The following is a 19,253-nucleotide window of genomic DNA, read 5'->3' as shown; positions in this document are numbered from 1 at the left end:
CTATCTGTTTCACTTTTTGTTTGGAGGGAGCCTTAACGTATCATTCTTTGTAATCGCGTATCGTAATAGTATTCGCGCGTATCAACGATTTTGATACAGTGAAAATCTGGATGCATCGGATTAATAAGATAATTGAATTCGTCTTGAATAATGGCGGATGGAACCTGTAGCAGTAAAGATTCGTTTGAGGCTAGCCATTGCTGGCCTACGTCTCTAGCAAGACCTGAATCTGGTAGAGAGTCCCAGCCTTGAGGCAATGAGCTGACTGTATAGCGGGAAATAGTGACATCGTCGGGGAGCCATATAGTGAGCATCTTTAGAGGTGGCATATCCTCTATTGATTCATGGACTAAACGCTCAAGTGCGGCTAAAGATCGAGAACTGGCAGTATAGGTAATCAAAGCACCTTTTTGATGCCAACGTCCAGAGCCAAATAACCCTCCTTCACCAGTAAGACTAACAAAGTTTGCATGAGATAATCTGTACACTTCCATTACGCAGTAAAACCATACTTGAGCTTATTAATTTCCTCAATGACCAAGCCAATTCCAGTGACGGTGTCACATACAGAAAGTGGTGACTCTTTAGCAAATGCAATACTTGGGCGGTTTAACCAACGTAACGTTGAGTCACGATCACCAAAATACTCGTCGGCTTGTTTGACTAAGTCGGTTAGCATCAAAGCATGCTCACTTGACGTCGGACTTAATGTTGCGTCTTTATCTTTTTGTTTACGTTGTAAGCTTCGAAGGTTAACGCCAATCATTCTAGCATATTCCGCCTTAGTTACTCCTAGAATTGATGTTCCCTTCTCAAGGACGGCAACAGGCAATCCATTTCTAATTAGCATCAGACTATCGCTAACTGAGTGAACCTCTTCTTTGTCACCACCTAACATTTCATACGCTGAACGATACATACGACCTCCTATTGGTATTTCTTAATTTTAAGTGTCATTTGACGCAATATCAAGCGACAAATGACACTCTAGGTAATTCGACGCTATTGAATTGTTTACTAGAAGAAGCAGTAGTGTTTTTTATAAGTTGATTATGTTAGATATTTTTTAAATATAAATTTAGTTATAGTGCGCCAAAAAAAAGGAGAGAGTATCTTAAAATAACTCGGTTTCTTACCTATCAAACAAAAAATTAGGGTACTAGCGTGCAGCCAATAAGATAACCGCCTGTTAGTCCCCTATTTCAATCATTTACTAAGCGCGTTACTGACTACTCTTCGACACCTTTAGACTTAAGAAACTCCGTATACGTCCCTTTAAAGTCAGTAATTTTATCGTCCTTTATTTCTATAATACGAGTAGCAAGCGAATCAACGAACACCCTATCATGGGAAACGAAAAACAATGTCCCTTTATAGTTTTCTAAAGCCGTATTCAATGATTCGATTGATTCCATATCCATGTGGTTTGTTGGTTCATCCATTAATAGAATATTAGGCTTATGCATCATCAACTTGCCAAGTAACATCCGGCCTTGTTCACCACCAGACAACACTTTTACAGATTTCTTAATATCGTCCTGAGAGAAAAGCATTCGACCTAGGAAGCTACGTATGACTTGTTCATCGTCCCCTTCTTGACGCCACTGCCCCATCCATTCCATTAAATTCATGTCTTGTTCGAAATCTTCAGCATGGTCTTGAGCATAATAACCAATGTTTGAGTTTTCAGACCACTTAAACTCACCACTACGAGGGGCATGAGCACCAGATAACGTATTTAATAACGTGGTTTTACCTACACCATTTTCCCCGATAATTGCGACGCGCTCACCCACTTCAAAGATAGCGTTGAAGTTAGTAAATAGATCATCTTCGTATCCTTGAGTTAGCTCTTCAACAACCAATGCATTTCTAAACAATTCTTTTGATTGCTCGAATCGTATAAATGGGTTTTGTCGACTAGACGCTTTTACTTCATCTAGTTGAATTTTATCAATCAATTTCGCTCGTGAGGTTGCTTGCTTCGCCTTAGATGCATTCGCAGAAAAGCGAGCCACGAAAGTTTGCAGCTCTGCGATTTGAGCTTTCTTCTTAGCGTTGTCTGCGAGTAAACGTTCTCTTGCTTGACTTGCAGCCATCATATATTCGTCGTAATTACCTGGGTATAAACGTAACTCACCATAATCCAAGTCAGCCATATGAGTACAAACGCTGTTTAGGAAGTGACGGTCGTGCGAAATAATGATCATTGTACAGTTGCGCTCGTTAAGCGTCTGCTCCAGCCAACGAATCGTATCAATGTCCAAGTTGTTGGTTGGTTCATCAAGTAGCATAATATGCGGATCAGCAAACAATACCTGAGCAAGCAGAACACGAAGCTTCCAACCTGGTGCAACTTCGCTCATTAGACCAAAATGTTGCTCAACGGGAATACCAACCGCGAGAAGCAATTCACCAGCTTTTGCCTCGGCCATGTAACCATCCATCTCAGCGAATTGAACTTCTAGTTCAGCCACCAGCATCCCTTCTTCTTCACTCATTTCTGGTAAAGAGTAAATACGGTCTCGCTCTTGCTTACATTCCCATAGCTCTTTATAGCCCATGATCACAGTGTCAATTACGGTATATTCTTCGTAAGCAAATTGATCCTGATTTAGCTTGGCGATCCTTTCATTAGGATCGTAACTGACATTTCCACCCGTTGGATCAAGTTCACCACTTAGAATTTTCATGAAGGTGGACTTACCACATCCATTTGCACCAATTAGACCATATCGATGCCCCTCACCAAATTTAACAGAGATATTTTCAAACAAAGGCTTAGCGCCAAATTGTTGAGTAATGTTTGCAGTGGAAATCAAAACCGTTACCTTAAAAACTATAAATTTCGCGTCACGTTACTTGTTCGCCACCGGAACTTCAAGCATATATTCACTTTCTCCTAACCTAAAATGCTACAGAATTAAAACCACAAATTGAGTATACTTAAACATTTTCGCGTAGACTGTTAGATAATTTTTATGATCGCAAAGCAAGAGACAAGCTGGGTGATACTTGCTGGAGGGCGAGCATCGAGAATGAATGGTAATGATAAAGGCTTAATTAAGTTTGGGGGTAAAAACTTAATTGAGCACTCATTGACTACCTTAGCAGGCCAAACTGAAAACCTTTTTATCAATGCCAATCGCAATATTGAGCGCTACGAAAAATACGCCCCTGTCATACATGATGAAATTGAAGGCTTCCAAGGCCCATTGGCTGGGATACACGCAAGTTTATCCGCAAGTAAAACTGAATGGGTCGGCTTTGTGCCTTGCGATTGCCCATTTATTGCTGTCGATCTTGTAAAGCGTTTTTGCAATAACGCAGATGACTCTCAGTTAATTTATGTAGCTCATGACGGTGAGCATGTGCAGCCAATATTTAGCCTATGGAATGTAAAAGCTCTAGAAGCTCTAGCAGAATACCTAGCACGCGGCGAACGTAAAGTTGGTTTCTTTTATAAGGAAATTAACGCAACGCACCTAGATTTTAGTGATAAGCCGGAATGCTTTTTGAACCTTAATACACCAGAAGACCTTATAAAATTTGAAAAGACGAAGAAATAACTTCTCCGTCAGGAACAAGAAAATGGCCAGAACAATTATTTATACTTTTAAAAACAAACAAAAAACTCTTACATTCTCTTTCGAAAAGCATCGGAATATCCACGAAGCGGTTGCAGAAGCTGAAGGAATTGATCTTTCAGATTACCTAGCAATGGAGCAACAGATAGAGGCTGTATCTGATACAAAAGCGGTGAGAAACTATCGCGATGCGCATTTTAGAAAACTGGGGTTTGGCAAAATAGCTTTAGCTCAAAAAGAGAATAAAGGCGTAGGCGAAAAGTAAAACGACGTCATGTAATTCAGGCACAGCCATGTGCCTGATAAATTCACCTTAAGCTCCTCCATCCTTACCCTACTATTCTCTTGTTAAATATTCAGTCCCGCTTGACTCACAGCCACCGGCAAAAGGTCGACATTTTAGACTTATGGGACAAGTTGATTCCACCTCTACCATTATCTAACAGGTTTGTTAGATAAATTAGATAATCAATTCCTTATCTTTGAAGCATACTATTTTAAAAATCAAGTTAGAAAGCACATGTTCGAGTATATATTAAGAATCTTTCATAGCATTATTTAATAATTACTACCCAATTGAGTAGTTAAAAATAAAGCCAAGAACATTAGAAGATTCAAACTACTTAAATTAACCATTTTTTCAAATAATAAAGACTATTTTATTTTATCTAAAAATAAGAATAAGAATCAATCATTTAAACAATGAGTTACCCGTAATTATCTAATGAGGATTTAAGTATGGTGAGGTTATTATGAGTGATTTAAAAAAACAGTCAAAGTTCTCAATCAAGAATAAAAATAAAGAATATTTCGGCTACAGCATCATCAAGGTAGCTAATTCATTAGACAAAGATATCTCAAAACTTCCTTATTCAATCAGAGTTCTAGCGGAAAATATCCTTAGACATTTAGGTACTTCATTTGCAACAAGTGACGATCTAAAAACAGTTCTCGATTGGGATACCCACCAGCATGACTATAAAGAAGTGCCCTTCATGCCATCGCGAATTGTTATGCATGATTTAGCGGGTGTTGTTGCACTCGTTGATTTCTCTGCCATGAGACATCAAGCCCTTAAGCAGAGTCTAGATCCGAGAAAAATTAACCCTCTCGTCCGTACAGATGTCATTGTCGACCATTCCGTTCAAGTCAACCACACGAGAACATCACAGGCACTTGAGCTGAATATTGCCAAAGAAGTGCAGATGAATAAAGAAAGGTACACCTTGTTAAAATGGGGAGCATCAGAGTTTGACAACTTTAATCTAATTCCGCCAGGCAAAGGCATTATTCATCAAATCAACTTGGAATATTTAGCCAAAGGTATCAATTTTTCAACGGTCAATGGTGAAACAATGATTTTTCCTGACTCATTAATCGGTACCGACTCTCATACCACTATGATTAATGGTGCTGGCGTATTTGGATGGGGTGTGGGTGGCATTGAAGGTGAGTCCGTCATGTTGGGCCAGCCTTATGTTGTTCGCTTACCTAAAGTTATTGGAGTTAAACTAATCGGTCGTCCTGAAGAAACTGTTACCACCACTGATATCGCTCTATATATCACAAACAGATTACGTCAATATGGTGTAGTGGGTAGCTATGTCGAGTTCTTTGGAGAAGGTGCCGAGCAGTTAACGGTACAAAATAGAGCAACCATTTCGAATATGGCACCAGAATATGGCGCCACAATGGGATATTTCCCAATCGATGACAAAACAATTGAATATTTTAACCAAACGAATCGAAGCGAGTTTACCGAACTAGCGGAAGAGTATTTACGTATACAGCACCTATTCAAACATAGTGCCTCTCCTACCCCTCATTATTCCGGTGTTGTCTCAATTGATCTTTCTGACATTGATTCACTTTTGTCTGGCCCCAGAAGACCACAAGACAAAGTCAGGCTTAGCGCTCTGAAAGACAATTTTAAAAGCGCATTAAAAACTCACTATGGCCGCAAAGATTTACCAATTAGGCTGAGCAAAGATCAGAGCAAACAGGGAGGACTCAACCATGGGGATATTGTCATCGCAGCCATCACTTCATGTACCAATACTTCTAATCCAGATCTTCTCATCGGCGCAAGTATTCTCGCAAAAAAGCTTGTCGAGAAAGGCTTGAGTGTTAGTAAACATATCAAAACTTCATTTACGCCGGGATCGCGTGTGGTACATAACTACTTGTCTGACTCTGGTCTGTTGCCCTATCTAGAAAAATTGGGCTTTAATATTGTTGCCTACGGATGCGCAACTTGTGCTGGAAACTCTGGTGACTTAGAGAAAGAGATTTCAGAGCAGATAAAATCTAGTGACATAGTGGCAACGGCTGTCACCTCTGCAAACCGAAACTTTGAAGGCCGAGTTCACCCGTTAGTAAAATCTCACTACATTACTTCCCCTATACTTGTCGTTGCTCTGGCTGTTTTCGGAAACATACGGTTTGATAAAGATAGCGACCCTCTAGGCAAAGACAAGAACGGCGACCCTATTTACTTAGCGGATATTTGGCCAACTAAAGACGAGATTGACAACGTAAAATCTCACCACTTGAATACATCTTTATATGCCAACTCTTATTACGACGTTTATTCTGGCGCTGAAGAGTGGGACAGAGTTCCTACACATATTGGCCAAGTATACAATTTTTCTGATGATTCTAGCTATATCAAGAGCCCTAATTACTTTGATAAGCAAAAAGATAACGACATTAATCAAATCCGAAATGCTAGGGTTCTTTTGAAGCTAGGCGACAGTGTAACGACGGACCATATCTCTCCTGTTGCCGCTATTGATGAAGGTTCCGCAGCTGGTCAATACTTACTATCCCGTAACGTACAAAAGCACGACTTCAATACCTATGGTTCACGACGTGGCAATCACGAAGTCATGGTTAGGGGGACATTTGCCAATATACGACTTCAGAACATGTTGGTTCCAGGTAAAGAAGGTGGGTACAGCATTCATCATCCTACAGGGGCTGTAGACTCTGTTTATACCACTGCGCAACATTATGTTAGAGAAAGCACACCTTTGATTGTCATTGCCGGAAAAGAGTACGGTACAGGCTCATGTAGAGACTGGGCCGCTAAAGGTACTGCCTTACTGGGCATCAAAGCCATAATAGCGGAAAGCTTTGAAAGAATTCACCGAACCAACTTAGTCGCGATGGGCGTTTATCCGATTTCATTTCAGCATGGAGACACTATTCAAAGTTTAGGTTTAGTGGGCGATGAAGAATTTACCTTTGAAAGAAACGAAGGAAACAACCGACTTATTCATGTAACTGCAACTAGCCCAGATCATATTGTCCATTTTCAAGCAAACCTGTGCGTAGAGTCCCAGCTTGAATTTGAATACCTATCTGATGGCGGTTTAATGCAAACCATATTTAAAAATATTTATTAATAAGGAGAAGAGTGATGAACAAGCTATTTGAATTATTTTCTCAAGACAAACTCTACGTAGCACCAGGCGTTTATAATGGTCTGTCCGCAAAATTGGCAGAAAGAGCAGGATTTGAAATCATTTATGCTTCTGGAGGAGCCATATCCAGAAGCACGGGTCTTCCTGATCTAGGCATACTAACTTATACCCAAGTCGCTGATATTTTATTTCAAGTTGCTGAATCTGTTACCGTCCCAGTAATAGCAGATTTTGACAATGGCTATGGTAACCACATCAATGTGTCATTTGCAGCGAAAAGATTTAAATCTACAGGCGTTGCAGGTGTTCACATGGAAGATCAACAGCTTCCTAAACGCTGTGGGCATTATGATGGTCAACAGATTGTAAGCTCGTCTGAATTTGAAGACAAAATTAAGGCATTCAAAGACAGCGTTGGCGACGATTTGTACTTAATAGCAAGAACTGATGCAATTGCGGTTAACGGTATTGAAGACGCACTTGAAAGAGCAAACAAATACTATGAATCTGGCGCTGACATGATTTTTGTAGAAGCTCCTAGAACTATCGAGCAAATCCAACAAATCGGAGAAAACCTGACCTGTCCAAAGTTACTTAATATGTTTTATAGCGGCAAAACACCTGTCGTCCCATTAGAACAACTGAAAGAATGGGGCTACAACTTGGTCATTGACCCTAGTGATTTGCAACGCGCAGCAATTAAAGCGATGCAAGATACGCTAGAAGAAATCAGACTACACGGCCACTCTAAGGGAATAAAAGATAAATTGGTTAGCTTTGCTGAAAGAGAAGATATAATCGGCACAAGTAAATTGATGAAAGCCTAACCTCATAAGACGTGATATTTTTGGCATGGGAACGCCTCCCATGCCCTACTCCAGATAGGCTTTAGCGCTCAATTCCCGCTTCACGATAAACAGCACTCAGTTTTCTATCTAACGCCTCAGGGTGATTCTTCTCAATGATTTTAATTAGCGGAAAAGAGTACTGCCGATACTCGACTCGTCTTACTATAGACTCTTTAAACAAAGGATAAGCCAAATCATATCTCTCTAGATTCATGTAAGCATAAGCCAAGTGATATAGACTCCAAGCATCAACGCGATAATACTGTACCCAATTTTGTATTGCTTGCTTAGATTCCTGCCATTTTTCTAATCGGTTCGCACAGAAGCCTAACACAGCTTGAGCATAACTATATGGGCTTTGTTTAACTGCTGCTTTTGCATGAACATAACAGTTTTGCCAATCGCCAGCTTGCTTATAAATCAGCGCTAAATCTTTCTGAATGGAATAGTTATTAACGTCCTTGTACGGCTCTAACATTTCCAACGCTTTAGTGTGATCTTCTTGTTTAAGATAAGGCTGAACTTTATCGTGCAAAGCCACACCTGATAGCTTCTCATAGTCTTCAATATTGTCAGCAAAATAAGGCTTCAAATTTTTGAGCGTTATTTCCATCAATTCGTAGCTGCCTCCCCATTTCGGAAGCTGGGCATATAAAATGCTTTTCGCTAATGCGTAGTTATCGGGCTTAACGTTTAAACCCGCGATAAATACTTCCAAGATATAATCACCGGTATCCGGGCTGGGACTTGTTTTCGCCATCCGAATTAAGTTCTGATAGGCCGATATCAAGCTAGGATCTTTTTCTAGCGCTTTATTGAGATACTGACTTGCGATTTGAAATTGCTCATTCATCTTAGTCAAATCAAATGCACTCATAGAATGCATACTCCGCCCAGACCTTACATCCCAACCTTTATTCACATGATAAATGCCCAAATTAAGGTATTTGTATGCAGATTTTGACTTAGAAGACTTTAAAGCTGCAAACGATTCGCTAAGCCATTCACTTTTAAAATCCTTCTCGTAAAATAGCCGGTCAAAGGCAGGGTGATATTCCGACCAAGACACACTTCCTTGAATGTAGGCATCATTCAAACGCTTTTGCTCGGACTCTAGCTTTACAAAATCCTGTTTCTGTAGAAGGGAGCGATAATGTCCAAAATCGGCAGCATAGACGATACGCGAACTGAACGCAGCAGCGATTATGGTTAAGAAAGTAATAAGAGTGAGCATTTTCATCATAGTGATCCCCTAAGCAATCACACAACACTCCCTGTCATTACAACAATAGAACATTTGGTCAAAATACTGTTTACATTTTGTCGCGTCAATAAATTGTTATATCCCTGTAATAACATTCTCAACAGTGAGACACGCAATACGTATAAAACGAAAAAAGGCTCGATGGATAAGCATCAAGCCTCTGCACATAAGTGACTATTTTTATTATTTAATATTTAAAAATGCAGCTCCACGAACACCACCTGAATCACCATGCATCGCTTTAATGATTCTTGGGCACTTAGAGACTGACATTAAATGTTTTGGTATACGCTTTGGCATCTCTTCATAGATCAGATCAAAGTTAGATAAACCACCACCAAGTGCAACAACATCAGGATCATTTGCGGTGAAGATATTGGCCAAACAAATAGCTAAGAGCTCCATAAATCTATCAACATGCTCAGACGCTTTTTGTTCACCATTATTGTGGCTTTGAATAATATCGATCGCTTTCTTCGATTCGCCATAATAGTGCTCATATAACAGCTCAAAACCACGACCTGATAGATAGCTATCCAAGCAGCCTTTTTTACCACAACCGCAACCTAATAGCGGCGCGTTTTCCCCTAGATGGAACCAAGCGTCGATAGGTAGACGCGTGTGGCCAAATTCACCAGCGACATGATTGCAGCCCGAGAACACCTTACCTTCATGGATGATTCCACCACCAAAACCAGTACCTAAAATTAGCCCCATAACAGACGCTGAATCTTGAAGACCTTCGTCCCACGCTTCTGAAAGAGCAAAACAATTTGCATCATTCTCAATTTTAACATCGCGTTTAACTCTTGCTTCTAGGTCTTGTCTTAAAGTTTTACCACGTGCAGACGGAACGTTCACCGTAAGTACAGTATCGTCGTCCGCATTAACCATTCCTGGTATCCCTAAACCAATTTTGCCTTCCACTTCAAATTGCGCATCGTACTTTGCAACTAAACCGGCCAATGTGTCGATTAATAACTCATAGTCTTCAGTAGGCGTAGGTACACGCTCAACAGCAACTCGTTCTAATTTTTCGTTGAACGCACCAAATTCAATCTTAGTGCCACCGACATCAAAGCCGTAAAACATAAAATATTCCTCTTAAAATTATTATTAACTCATCCTACTAAATAAAATACCCAAGCGTGACTTTTTGCTTCGGCATACTTAACTTATTGATACAACGATACGCGTTACATGCAATTTATCCTTGCTTTTGCTCAACAAACGACTGTAAAAGCGGCCTCTCCATATTCGGCTTGTAGCGACTTTTTGTCAGCATGTAACTTTCTCTAAACACAGCAAACCAAGATTGTAATGTTTGCGACTCTTCCTTATAACCTAGCTGTTCAAATACCAAAGCTGCCACTTCTGCCGTAGCGAGGTGATTGTCATTTTCGGACTTACGCATAAGGTACTGTGATACCGAATCAGGTTTAATAGATAGAACAGGAAAATCATTTAAGTACGCTGATTTTCTATACATTCGTCTTGCTTCTCTCCAGCTACCATCTAAAAAAATAAGTAACGGACGCTTGCCTTCTGAGATTTCAGAATGACTCCCCCTCAAAAGCCTGTTTTTCTCCTCTACATACTCTTCTGGAAAAACTAAAATTGGCTGATAGGTATCGTCTTTTAAGATAGACAGGAGCTCAGGGTTTGGCTCTGTTCGGCTCCACTGAAACACATAGCACTCTTCAATCGTGTCGGCAATCAAACGGCCAGTATTGCTCGGCTTTAAAATTTCATTTTTATTCACCAAAACTAAAGCCGCTACTTTTTTACTTGGCTGAGGTTGAAACTCACATAGGCAATAGCATTTTGCAGCTAGACAGCCGCTACAGCGTTCCACTTTCGCACCGCGAGCTTTAAAAGGTTTGGTCGACTGGCTTAACCTCTGTTGGTATGCATCGTGAAAAGCGTGTGTTCTCATAAAGTTCGTTACTAAGGGCTAATTGCCCATTACAAAGATTGGAAATTTTTCGAATTGTACTTACAGTAAGATTAGATTGATAGTGATTGTTGTTATGAACGATGCAGAATTAACCCGAATTACCTTGTTCCTGTTAACTATATTAGTTTGTGCTGTTTGGGAGACCACACAAGCAACAAAAACGTTACATCGTCACAAAGTAATGCGTTGGGTAAATAACTTTTCTTTGGGCAGTATAAACTCTTTGATACTAAAGCTTGTAGTCCCTCTTACTGCATATCAAGCGGCATCAAAAACTTTGGCTCTGGAATCAGGACTATTGCATCAAGTCTCTATGCCGGCTCTTGTGGCTTTCGTACTATCGATACTCATATTAGATATCGCTATCTATTGGCAACACCGCTTATTACATCGTATATCAGTATTATGGCCGCTACACAAAGTACATCACGCCGACCAAGAAGTGGATATATCAACAGGTGTTAGATTCCATCCTTTAGAAATCGTACTTTCACTCATCATTAAGATTGCCATTATCATCCTATTTGGTATCAGCCCAATTGCAGTCATTACCTTTGAGATCATACTTAGCTCAAGTGCTATTTTTACCCATAGTAATGCAAAACTAAGCCCTAAGCATGACCGGCTGCTTCGTTCTGTATTCGTTACGCCGACTATGCATAGAGTTCACCACAGCATTGATGCCAGACACAGCAACTGCAACTTTGGTTTCTTCCTATCGATTTGGGATCGCGTATTTGGCAGTTATATCAAACCACCAAATACACACTTCAAAATAGGCACAAAAGAATTTAGGAATGATCGTGAGATATGGCTAGACAAACTACTCAGCCAGCCTTTTAGAAAAAAATAAATCTATCTGCAATTAGTCATATTTAGCGACAGCTGAATCAAACAGATTTTTCACTAATGCTATGTATTCATCTAAGAAATTGATTTGTTCGTTTGTCGCTGGTTTTGCCCAGACACCAGCGAGTACTTCACCTAACTCCTCCACTACTACGTCTGCTTCTTTTAACAGCTGAAAGCGAACACTAGAATGCATTTCCGGGTTTTGTTCAAATATCGCCATTATGTTACTGGCAATCATATCCGTAACGACATCTTCAACGCTCTCTTCACCTATATCACCATCTTCCGAAGCAAAGACGTCTAAGTTGAACGCTAAATGTTCGATCAAAGCTACATAACCATCGGTTTCAACAACCACAGTTTCCTCCATTAAACAGTCGTGCAGGATTTGGAATTCCTTCACTAATACTAAGACAAAACTAGCAAAATTAGCAATGTCACAATACCAGTGCAGAGTAATTTTATGCACTTGATACGTTATTCCACTGACCAAAGCAAAAAACAAACAAGTTCGAATAGTTTTTATTTAATATCATTTCTTTGAAAAAGACTTCAGAACTAAAGCAAAACATGTCCTAAAATAGGAACGTATCCCATAAATCTTGGAGTGAGTATGTGGCAAGCGATTTCTCAACAGCTATCTGAGAAGTTGATGTTCTCTTTCAATATGTCAGAGAAAACTAAACTGACCGGTGGAGATATTAGCGAAAGCTATATGGTTGGTGATGGTCAAGATAGATATTTTATCAAAATCAATTCTAGGGAGTTTCTTAGTAACTTCGAAATTGAAGCGGAAAATATCCAAGCGTTACGAAAAACAGATACTGTCTATGTGCCCGAACTCGTCATGACAGGAACAACAAAAACTCATTCCTTTATCGTTTTAAACTATTTGCCTCTTAAACCATTAGATGACAACAAAAGCAGCTACGTTTTTGGTCAGCAACTCGCAAAACTGCATAAATGGGGAGAGCAGAAAGAGTACGGCTTTGATCAAGACAACTATATAGGAACAACAATACAACCGAACAAATGGCATAGAAAGTGGCACCGTTTCTTTTCAGAACAAAGGATTGGCTGGCAACTACAGCTACTCGCTGAAAAAGGGATCAACCTTGTCGACGTAACCGACTTCACTCAGTTGGTGAATGAAGTATTAGCCTCACACCATCCACACCCCGCTCTATTACACGGCGATCTATGGCATGGAAACACTGGTAATTCTGCATTTGGGCCAATTTGTTACGATCCAGCATGTTATTGGGGAGATCGAGAATGCGATATCGCTATGACTGAACTTTTTCAGGGCTTCTTACCTGAGTTCTATCAGGGTTACGAGAGCGTTTACCCCCTTGATAGTGGATACAATCAACGTAAAGATATATACAATCTATACCATGTATTAAACCATTGTAACCAGTTTGGGGGTAACTACTTATCTCAAGCTGAATCTATGATACATTCGATTATTGGTCAGTAGTCCGCTTCAAAACTCGCTCAACTGTATCCACGATAGCTTGAGTTTGCGGATCAAACTCGACATTCACACTATCTCCAATTTGGCGACAGCCAAACAAGGTGCGATTGATCGTTTCAGGAATTAAGTGCACGTTAAACTGATTTTCTTTCACTTCACCAATTGTTAATGAACAACCATCTAATCCAATATAGCCTTTCTCCAGTACGTATTTCATTTTGTCTTCAGGCAAAGAAAACCAAATTGTTTTATTGTTTGGGGTTTCTATGATATCTGTGATTTGAGACATCAAGCTAATATGGCCTGACATACTGTGGCCACCAATCTCATCACCAAACTTAGCCGCTCTTTCAATGTTAACGAAATCACCTGGTTCTAGAAGGCTTAGATTTGTCGCATTTAACGTCTCCTGCATGAGATCGAATGAAATATGCTCTCCCTCTACCTTCGTGACCGTCAAACAACAGCCATTATGAGCCACAGAAGCTCCAACTGAAAGATGTTCACTTAGTTCGTTTGGCATTCTAACAATGTGAGTTTGAAAGTCTTGTTTCTTGTCGATGGCTTCAATCAACACCATTCCTTGCACTATTCCAGAAAACATAAGCTCGCCTTAAAAATTTACGTGACACTAAGTGTGACATTTATTTATCATGCAAAAAACTATTTATTTAGATGATATCGCTAGCTCAAATCAAAAATATGGAGAGTGTTGTTTGTGCAACAATATAAAAAGGAAGCCAATACACTAATAAAACTCGCGACCCCTGTACTTATTGCCTCTGTCGCTCAAACGGGGATGGGGTTTGTCGATACCATTATGGCGGGTGGCGTCAGTGCTACGGATATGGCTGCAGTATCGATTGCGGCAAGCATTTGGTTGCCTTCTATTTTATTTGGTGTAGGCCTACTCATGGCTTTAGTACCCATTGTTGCGCAGCTTAACGGCTCTGGACGACAGCAAAAAGTAGCTTACGAAATTCAGCAAGGCGCAGCGATGGCGCTATTGATATCGCTTCCAATAATATTAATTCTTTTTCAAACCCATGAGATTTTGAATGTAATGGAAGTGCAGCCTCTAATGGCTGAAAAAACCAACGGCTACATGCACGCTGTAATCTTCGCTGTTCCTGCTTATCTCCTATTCCAAACCTTGCGTAGCCTTACAGATGGCCTGTCTTTGACTAAACCTGCCATGGTCATTGGCTTTATTGGTTTGATATGTAATATTCCTCTCAACTGGATATTTGTATACGGAAAATTTGGCGCACCAGCTTTAGGTGGTGTTGGTTGTGGTGTTGCTACCGCGATAGTCTATTGGGTAATGTTTTTCTCTTTGCTGGCATATGTTTTACTGTCTAAGAAAGTTTCAAATGTAGGCTTGTTTGCGCAATTTTACCGGCCCGAGTTAAAACCAATCTTGCGACTATTTAAGCTGGGCTTGCCGGTCGCGCTAGCTGTTTTTTTTGAAGTGACATTATTTGCTGTTGTTTCATTACTCGTTGCACCTTTAGGCCCACTCGTTGTTGCAGCTCATCAGGTCGCGATTAACTTTTCGTCCCTTATTTTCATGTTACCCATGAGCATCGGCTCTGCAGTGAGTATTCGAGTCGGACATACATTGGGAGAAAAAGATGTGTTTGGCGCAACAGTAGCATCGAGAGTTGGCATCCTTTTAGGACTAGGTGTCACCATATTCACCGCTGCGCTTACCATACTACTGAGGGAAAATATCGCCCAACTTTATACACATAATCGAGCCGTAATTGAGTTGGCTATTCAATTGCTCATATTTGCCGCTGTTTATCAATTAACCGATACAGTGCAAGTTATCGCAGCAGGTGCTTTAAGAGGCTACAAAGACATGGCCGCAATTTTTAAATGCACTTTCATCGCCTATTGGATGTTTGGCTTACCTACTGGATACGTTTTAGCGTTAACCGATTGGATAACAGAACCCCTAGGCGTGTTTGGGTTCTGGATAGGCTTTATAGTGGGGTTATTTCTTGCAGCAATGACTCTAGGCTTCCGTTTACATTGGATGCACAAGCAATCTGACTCAATACAGCTGGCCTTCTCTACCCGGTAGACCTTTCTACGCTTAGTCGGAATTTTTGCTCTATCGTACCTGCTTGTTGGGAAACAAACAGGCTCTAGATACACTTTAATACATCGTATTCCCGTTTAGACTGCTATCCGGTATTTCTTGTATCGAGTCCCAATGCTCGACTATTTTTCCGTCCTCATCAAAACGAAAAAAATCCATAGTTATATACTCAACATTTCCAGGCCAAGTTTGATGCGTATGTAACGCAACAAGATCGCCTTCAGCAACAGCTCTAACAAAAGTGATGTCTTTATCTGGATACTCTTGCTGCATTCTGGTGAAGTACTCTATAAAAGGCTCTTTACCGTTTCCTACCAAAGGGTTATGTTGAATATACATTTCCCCTACATACTTATCTACAGCTTCACGAGGTTGTCCAAAGTAGGCCATTTTATAGAACTCAATAGCATTATTTTTATTCCTTTTTAAGAACGCGTTCATTTTCATTCTCCCCGTATAAACTATTTTTAATGTAGGCCACAAAAACAGTGTAGTGAAGAACACATATGCCATACAATCAGTTTTTCCTCTCTTACCTGCTACTGTTGGCTACCACAGCAGTCTTGAGTGGTTGTGACTTTCCGAGCTCCAATCATCCACAACAATCTTTTGAAAATTACATCGATAGAATCGCAACGGTTCAGGGCGTTGAGGTACAGCCTCTTCCTTCCATCCAATATCACCAGCTTCCCAGTAAACGGCAACTCAAGCTTCCTATTCCAACTCTTCAATTAGGACTTCTGGAGAGTTACGAGTTAAGAAAGTGCGGGTTATTTCATTTGATTGCAGAGAGGAATTCGATTCTAGGAAAAGTTCAGGATGAATTTCGCCTATTAGAATATCAAGCTCAATTAGTAAAAGGGTTGGCTCGATGCTTAAAGTCAGACTTAATTCAAGATGATCTCAAGAACAAGCTGTCGCAGATTCATTCAACCAAATCTAAACAGTTGCCTTTGCATCTATACAATCTTATTTACACAAGCGATTCGACGCGCAAACAGCTATACACTAATCAGTGGTTGGAAACCAACCTACAAACACATACCTACGTTATAAAGAAAGCGCTATCTGCATTGCAGGGTTATCAATCTGCCTACAATCTTCACTCTACGAAAATCACCAAACTCACCGACCACCAAGAAGCCATAGAAAAACAATTGGTTCTAGCCCCCCTACACTTTTCCTTAACGAATTCGACACTATACCTAAGCACAGCCACTAGGCAGCTAACAGAATTTGACCACAAAATCGCGTGCGGTAAAAATCGAAATAAAACTAGGTTCAATCGCCTACTTAACGTATTCAAAAAGAATTTCACAGGCACAATTCAGCCTTATTTAGCTTCGTTAGATAGCACGTACCAAAGTCTTTACCCTGAATTAAACCTGTTCTCAAATGAATTTCTAGAGCAAGAACTGAGAAAGAAAAAGTATCGGTTTCCTATCCATACAGCTTATCAAGAGTTTAAGGTAGCAACACTTCAACACGTTTTATACTGGAAGACTCTTTTTAAACGATGTAATACAGATGTACGCTCTCTAAATAGCTCTGGCTAGCAAGTTAAATGGCTACCTATCCCTCAAATACCTCGCAAACTTCGGGATTCCATTATGCGTATAGCCATTAAATTTGAACGTTATCGTCGAGCCTATCTCAGGCGGATGTTTTCGAAGATCATCGGTAAATCCGCTGCCAATATAAAACTCTACTCCATTGAGCATCTTAACCAGCAAAGCTCCCATCATTCCTTTATATTTTCCTGCTCCGGCTTTGTAACCAACCACAACCGCTTCTTGATCATTCGATACTTTCAATTTAAGTAGGTCATCGCTTCTCCCTTTGTTATACATAGCGTCTTTTTTACGAAGCATCACCCCTTCTCCGCCAGCGGCTGTAATCTTATCCAGCTCAGAAAACAACTCTTCTTCAGAAACTATTGGTCGATGGGGAACGTACTGGACATGGTCACGGTTGACGCTGTTCACCAACACCTTCAGGTTTTCATACCGTTCAAGATAATTTCCTTTTTGGTCAGGTAAGTCGAACACCATAAAAGAAATCTCACGCCACATATCGTCATTCGGGTCTTTATCAAGCACAGTTCTCAGAACAACGTAAAAGCGAGCTTTTCCCGCCCAAAGCTCTCCATCTAAGGGCGTGTTTGGTAAACTATCCGTAAACCATTTTGGAGCATATATGACTTTGCCTTTCCTTGTTTGTAATTCGCTACCAGTCCAGATTGCTCGAATACCATCAAGCTTTTCGCTAACCCAGTAATCACTTAGTGAAATTTTAGAATGATAGGTATTCGCTGTAGCAACAATATCGATGAAACTGTTTTTACGAAAAGGAACCGTTTCACTATTAACCGAAAAAGCGCAACTTATAGACAGTGCCAAAAGAGATATTTTTATATTCATTGTATCGTCATTTTTAATCCAAGCCGTCTATGAAGTGTCCGTATTACACTTAGCAATGGAAATAAAATGCTAGCTGATTATCCAAGATGAGCACACGAAATAGGTACCTGTTAACTTTGTTGTTTCAGTGTACTTGGGGATATCTCTCTAAGTTAGTTGAAAAGTGAAGAGCTCTGGGGGTCTAAATAAATACGGTTAGAAATGTGAGTTTTACCACAGTAAGTAAAGTAGATGTGTTTTGGCTTATGTGTCACTGAACGATACCAACCACCATTTCGAACAAAATCTTGCAAAGTACATCTGCCTTCATTGATTAGGCTGTTTGCCATTTGGATAAACACAACTCGGTGAATAGAAAAATCATCCGAATATTCGATTGCTTTTTCTAACTGTGAGGTAGGTGAAGAGGAAACACTTCTAAGGTTTTGAGGCTCAATAAACTCATGAAATACCCAACGAGCGACTTCGTCATCTGGGTTCTGCCCGTGTTTATTGTCTTCAAACCGTGCAGGGTAATATTCTGAGATCCTCGCCCATCCCTCTTTGATTTCAAAGACACCCACTATTTCACCCTGCTTCATGACGTGTGAAATTCTCGCTTTTATATCTGGAGCTAAGCGAACATTAAGCTCACTTACTGTGACTAAATATACCTCCACCTTCGCGAGCACGAAGCCAGAGAAAAGCAGCAGAAAAGAAACAATGATTACTTTCATAACCCAACTGATATCGACTACCCACGACATAATTATAAATGTAGCGGTAATCGAACAATTTGTGCTATTTCGTCATCAGATAGAGTACGCAGATCATAAAAAATGCTTATCAAGCGCTAGTCTTTGCGATTCGGCGTAGAAGACTGTTCTAGTTTTTCTTCCAATGCTTTAATACGTTTAAGAATTTCAATGTTTTGCTTTCTGAGCTCACGGTTCTTCACACCTGTGTCAGAAAAACCGAGCATTCTTTTCGCGTATAAACTCCCGACCACACCTAATATTCCTACGCCGAACAGAAACATCGTAAAGACCGCAAGGCGACCAATAACCGTGACAGGGTAATGATCGCCAAAGCCGATAGTAGAAGAAGACATAAACATTAACCAAACCGCATCTCCCAAAGTAGTGATGTTGGAATGTGGTGCGTTAACTTCAGCTAGGTATGCCACTAGGCCTAATATCAAGGTAAGTAATATATATAAAAGCAGTGCAAGTATGCCAATAACTCGATAGTTATAATTCTTTACACCAAACTCATCGATATCATAGAAACCTAGCTTATTTACTATTTTGTCTATAATTCCCATGTTGGCCTACTTG

The 19,253-nt window shown here is 40.2% G+C and carries 20 protein-coding genes; 8 read left to right on the top strand and 12 right to left on the bottom strand.

The genetic code is table 11. The features are described 5' to 3' along the window. Nucleotides 1–32: 32 nt before the first annotated feature. The 3 genes from ACM2FC_RS05330 to ACM2FC_RS05320 form a co-directional block, all read right to left on the bottom strand. The gene (locus tag ACM2FC_RS05330) at nt 33–494 is read right to left on the bottom strand and encodes an RES family NAD+ phosphorylase (protein WP_498479828.1); all 462 of its coding nucleotides are present in this window, start codon (nt 492–494) and stop codon (nt 33–35) included. Beyond that, a complete protein-coding gene (locus ACM2FC_RS05325) occupies nt 494–919 on the bottom strand; it encodes an Xre family toxin-antitoxin system antitoxin (RefSeq protein ID WP_498479827.1) in 426 nt (141 codons plus the stop codon). The genes ACM2FC_RS05330 and ACM2FC_RS05325 overlap by 1 nt, the downstream gene beginning before the upstream one ends. Nucleotides 920–1,229: 310 nt before the next feature. After that, complete coding sequence (locus tag ACM2FC_RS05320) at nt 1,230–2,822, bottom strand: ABC-F family ATPase (RefSeq protein WP_498479826.1); 1,593 nt, start codon at nt 2,820–2,822, stop codon at nt 1,230–1,232. Nucleotides 2,823–2,981: 159 nt separating this feature from the next. On the opposite strand from ACM2FC_RS05320, the gene mobA reads away from it, so the two are divergent. From mobA to ACM2FC_RS05300, 4 genes are all read left to right on the top strand, one after another. Then, on the top strand, nt 2,982–3,569 hold the full coding sequence (mobA, locus tag ACM2FC_RS05315) for a molybdenum cofactor guanylyltransferase MobA (RefSeq protein WP_498479825.1): 588 nt from the start codon (nt 2,982–2,984) through the stop codon (nt 3,567–3,569). A 22-nt stretch (nt 3,570–3,591) separates the two neighbouring features. Then, nucleotides 3,592–3,852 (top strand): DUF2960 family protein, encoded by a 261-nt coding sequence (locus ACM2FC_RS05310; protein WP_498479824.1) that lies wholly within the window; start codon nt 3,592–3,594, stop codon nt 3,850–3,852. A 487-nt stretch (nt 3,853–4,339) separates the two neighbouring features. Continuing rightward, nucleotides 4,340–6,994 (top strand): aconitate hydratase AcnA, encoded by a 2,655-nt coding sequence (gene acnA / locus ACM2FC_RS05305; protein WP_498479823.1) that lies wholly within the window; start codon nt 4,340–4,342, stop codon nt 6,992–6,994. Between the two features lie 14 nt (nt 6,995–7,008). Continuing rightward, nucleotides 7,009–7,839: an isocitrate lyase/PEP mutase family protein gene (locus ACM2FC_RS05300; RefSeq protein ID WP_498479822.1), complete on the top strand. Its 831-nt coding sequence runs from the start codon at nt 7,009–7,011 to the stop codon at nt 7,837–7,839. A 61-nt stretch (nt 7,840–7,900) separates the two neighbouring features. Here the strand turns inward: ACM2FC_RS05300 and ACM2FC_RS05295 are convergent, their stop codons facing one another. From ACM2FC_RS05295 to ACM2FC_RS05285, 3 genes are all read right to left on the bottom strand, one after another. Then, nucleotides 7,901–9,103 (bottom strand): tetratricopeptide repeat protein, encoded by a 1,203-nt coding sequence (locus ACM2FC_RS05295; protein WP_498479821.1) that lies wholly within the window; start codon nt 9,101–9,103, stop codon nt 7,901–7,903. A 204-nt stretch (nt 9,104–9,307) separates the two neighbouring features. After that, nucleotides 9,308–10,216 (bottom strand): N-acetylglucosamine kinase, encoded by a 909-nt coding sequence (nagK, locus tag ACM2FC_RS05290; protein ID WP_498479820.1) that lies wholly within the window; start codon nt 10,214–10,216, stop codon nt 9,308–9,310. Nucleotides 10,217–10,331: 115 nt separating this feature from the next. Further along, nucleotides 10,332–11,060, bottom strand: a complete 729-nt coding sequence (locus tag ACM2FC_RS05285) for a tRNA-uridine aminocarboxypropyltransferase (protein ID WP_498479819.1) — start codon at nt 11,058–11,060, stop codon at nt 10,332–10,334. 94 nt (nt 11,061–11,154) lie between these two features. Here ACM2FC_RS05285 and ACM2FC_RS05280 point away from each other — a divergent pair, with 94 nt between their 5' ends. After that, complete coding sequence (locus ACM2FC_RS05280; RefSeq protein ID WP_498479818.1) at nt 11,155–11,934, top strand: sterol desaturase family protein; 780 nt, start codon at nt 11,155–11,157, stop codon at nt 11,932–11,934. 12 nt (nt 11,935–11,946) lie between these two features. Here the strand turns inward: ACM2FC_RS05280 and ACM2FC_RS05275 are convergent, their stop codons facing one another. Further along, entirely contained in the window at nt 11,947–12,291 is a 345-nt protein-coding gene (locus ACM2FC_RS05275) for a DUF3802 family protein (RefSeq protein WP_498479817.1), read from the bottom strand. A gap of 255 nt (nt 12,292–12,546) precedes the next feature. Between ACM2FC_RS05275 and ACM2FC_RS05270 the strand changes: the two genes are divergently transcribed. Beyond that, on the top strand, nt 12,547–13,413 hold the full coding sequence (locus tag ACM2FC_RS05270) for a fructosamine kinase family protein (RefSeq protein ID WP_498479816.1): 867 nt from the start codon (nt 12,547–12,549) through the stop codon (nt 13,411–13,413). Here ACM2FC_RS05270 and ACM2FC_RS05265 read toward each other — a convergent pair. After that, nucleotides 13,400–14,014, bottom strand: coding sequence for a riboflavin synthase subunit alpha (locus tag ACM2FC_RS05265; protein WP_498479815.1), 615 nt, complete (start codon nt 14,012–14,014; stop codon nt 13,400–13,402). The genes ACM2FC_RS05270 and ACM2FC_RS05265 overlap by 14 nt on opposite strands. 114 nt (nt 14,015–14,128) lie before the next feature. Between ACM2FC_RS05265 and ACM2FC_RS05260 the strand changes: the two genes are divergently transcribed. Beyond that, entirely contained in the window at nt 14,129–15,499 is a 1,371-nt protein-coding gene (locus ACM2FC_RS05260) for an MATE family efflux transporter (protein WP_498479814.1), read from the top strand. A gap of 75 nt (nt 15,500–15,574) precedes the next feature. On the opposite strand, the gene ACM2FC_RS05255 is transcribed toward ACM2FC_RS05260, so the two are convergent. Beyond that, nucleotides 15,575–15,958: a nuclear transport factor 2 family protein gene (locus ACM2FC_RS05255; RefSeq protein WP_498479813.1), complete on the bottom strand. Its 384-nt coding sequence runs from the start codon at nt 15,956–15,958 to the stop codon at nt 15,575–15,577. A gap of 65 nt (nt 15,959–16,023) precedes the next feature. Here ACM2FC_RS05255 and ACM2FC_RS05250 point away from each other — a divergent pair, with 65 nt between their 5' ends. After that, the gene (locus ACM2FC_RS05250; protein ID WP_498479812.1) at nt 16,024–17,073 is read left to right on the top strand and encodes a DUF3080 family protein; all 1,050 of its coding nucleotides are present in this window, start codon (nt 16,024–16,026) and stop codon (nt 17,071–17,073) included. A gap of 12 nt (nt 17,074–17,085) precedes the next feature. Here ACM2FC_RS05250 and ACM2FC_RS05245 read toward each other — a convergent pair whose 3' ends face one another. From ACM2FC_RS05245 to ACM2FC_RS05235, 3 genes are all read right to left on the bottom strand, one after another. Continuing rightward, on the bottom strand, nt 17,086–17,937 hold the full coding sequence (locus ACM2FC_RS05245; protein ID WP_498479811.1) for a DNA ligase: 852 nt from the start codon (nt 17,935–17,937) through the stop codon (nt 17,086–17,088). Between the two features lie 152 nt (nt 17,938–18,089). Continuing rightward, nucleotides 18,090–18,653: an SH3 domain-containing protein gene (locus ACM2FC_RS05240; protein ID WP_498479810.1), complete on the bottom strand. Its 564-nt coding sequence runs from the start codon at nt 18,651–18,653 to the stop codon at nt 18,090–18,092. Nucleotides 18,654–18,769: 116 nt separating this feature from the next. After that, nucleotides 18,770–19,240 carry a potassium channel family protein gene (locus ACM2FC_RS05235; protein ID WP_498479809.1) on the bottom strand — a complete coding sequence of 157 codons (471 nt, stop codon included), beginning with the start codon at nt 19,238–19,240 and terminating at the stop codon, nt 18,770–18,772. Between the last annotated feature and the right edge of the window lie 13 nt (nt 19,241–19,253).

The organism is Vibrio sp. A37 (assembly GCF_059777565.1).
This window is presented reverse-complemented; position numbering and strand designations above follow the sequence as displayed.

What these genes read in the sequence shown, in the direction of transcription:
- ACM2FC_RS05330 (WP_498479828.1), bottom strand. Translation starts at nt 494, where the DNA reads ATGGAAGTGTACAGATTATCTCATGCAAACTTTGTTAGTCTTACTGGT.
- ACM2FC_RS05325 (WP_498479827.1), bottom strand. Translation starts at nt 919, where the DNA reads ATGTATCGTTCAGCGTATGAAATGTTAGGTGGTGACAAAGAAGAGGTT.
- mobA (WP_498479825.1), top strand. Translation starts at nt 2,982, where the DNA reads ATGATCGCAAAGCAAGAGACAAGCTGGGTGATACTTGCTGGAGGGCGA.
- ACM2FC_RS05310 (WP_498479824.1), top strand. Translation starts at nt 3,592, where the DNA reads ATGGCCAGAACAATTATTTATACTTTTAAAAACAAACAAAAAACTCTT.
- acnA (WP_498479823.1), top strand. Translation starts at nt 4,340, where the DNA reads ATGAGTGATTTAAAAAAACAGTCAAAGTTCTCAATCAAGAATAAAAAT.
- ACM2FC_RS05300 (WP_498479822.1), top strand. Translation starts at nt 7,009, where the DNA reads ATGAACAAGCTATTTGAATTATTTTCTCAAGACAAACTCTACGTAGCA.
- ACM2FC_RS05295 (WP_498479821.1), bottom strand. Translation starts at nt 9,103, where the DNA reads ATGATGAAAATGCTCACTCTTATTACTTTCTTAACCATAATCGCTGCT.
- nagK (WP_498479820.1), bottom strand. Translation starts at nt 10,216, where the DNA reads ATGTTTTACGGCTTTGATGTCGGTGGCACTAAGATTGAATTTGGTGCG.
- ACM2FC_RS05285 (WP_498479819.1), bottom strand. Translation starts at nt 11,060, where the DNA reads ATGAGAACACACGCTTTTCACGATGCATACCAACAGAGGTTAAGCCAG.
- ACM2FC_RS05280 (WP_498479818.1), top strand. Translation starts at nt 11,155, where the DNA reads ATGAACGATGCAGAATTAACCCGAATTACCTTGTTCCTGTTAACTATA.
- ACM2FC_RS05270 (WP_498479816.1), top strand. Translation starts at nt 12,547, where the DNA reads ATGTGGCAAGCGATTTCTCAACAGCTATCTGAGAAGTTGATGTTCTCT.
- ACM2FC_RS05265 (WP_498479815.1), bottom strand. Translation starts at nt 14,014, where the DNA reads ATGTTTTCTGGAATAGTGCAAGGAATGGTGTTGATTGAAGCCATCGAC.
- ACM2FC_RS05255 (WP_498479813.1), bottom strand. Translation starts at nt 15,958, where the DNA reads ATGAACGCGTTCTTAAAAAGGAATAAAAATAATGCTATTGAGTTCTAT.
- ACM2FC_RS05250 (WP_498479812.1), top strand. Translation starts at nt 16,024, where the DNA reads ATGCCATACAATCAGTTTTTCCTCTCTTACCTGCTACTGTTGGCTACC.
- ACM2FC_RS05245 (WP_498479811.1), bottom strand. Translation starts at nt 17,937, where the DNA reads ATGAATATAAAAATATCTCTTTTGGCACTGTCTATAAGTTGCGCTTTT.
- ACM2FC_RS05240 (WP_498479810.1), bottom strand. Translation starts at nt 18,653, where the DNA reads ATGAAAGTAATCATTGTTTCTTTTCTGCTGCTTTTCTCTGGCTTCGTG.
- ACM2FC_RS05235 (WP_498479809.1), bottom strand. Translation starts at nt 19,240, where the DNA reads ATGGGAATTATAGACAAAATAGTAAATAAGCTAGGTTTCTATGATATC.